The organism is Poseidonibacter ostreae, assembly GCF_009208075.1.
Classification (GTDB): Bacteria; Campylobacterota; Campylobacteria; order Campylobacterales; family Arcobacteraceae; genus Poseidonibacter; species Poseidonibacter ostreae.
On the sequence record NZ_WFKJ01000115.1, the window covers coordinates 1 to 771 of the forward strand.

1 protein-coding gene is annotated in these 771 nt (G+C 31.6%); it reads right to left on the bottom strand.

Features of this window, described 5'->3' with window-relative positions; translation table 11 throughout:
- Positions 1 to 15 precede the first annotated feature (15 nt).
- The coding region (locus GBG18_RS15025) for a pyruvate kinase (RefSeq protein ID WP_226896516.1) at positions 16 to 771 on the bottom strand (756 nt) is incomplete at its 5' end.

Here is a 771-nt window from a genome sequence, read left to right on the forward strand (position 1 = left end):
AAAAAAAGAAGTAAACTACTTCTTTTTTTCTTTAAAATTAATATAATACTCAATCTCAGCAGGTGTTAATATCTTAATTGTATTTGTACTTCCTGGCATTCCTACTGGGTATCCTACTGTTGCTACATAAGTCCCTGTTTTATCAAGTAAACCTTTTATATCTAATGTTACTAACATCTTTTGAAACATCTTTGAAGCTTGTGCTTCTTTTATTGTTCCTATTGGTTCTACTCCCCAAATTGCTGTTAGTGAATTTAGCACTTTCTTTTTATGTGTAAATGCGTAGATTGGAGTCTTTGGTCTATATCTTGATATTTTCGTTGCTGATTTCCCTGAGCTTGTAAGTGCTAGTATTCCTTTTGCATTTAAATCATCTGCTAATTTTGTTACTGTTGCTTGTATTACATCAAATTCATCTAGGTAATCAAATTTACTTTGTTTATCATAGTTATAGATATCTTCTGTTTTAGAGATAATATTACTCATTGTATCTACTACATTTACTGGGTCTTCACCAACTGCACTTTCTTCAGAAAGCATTACTACATCAGTTCCATCTAAAACAGCATTTGCTACATCAGATATTTCTGCTCTTGTTGCTCTTTCATTTTCTGTCATTGAAAGAAGCATTTGTGTTGCTGTAATTACTGGCATTCCTTTTGCATTTGCTTTTTTAATTAGCATCTTTTGGATTGTTGGAACATCATAGTAAGGTACTTCTATACCTAAATCACCACGTGCTACCATTATTCCATCACTTTCTTCTATAAT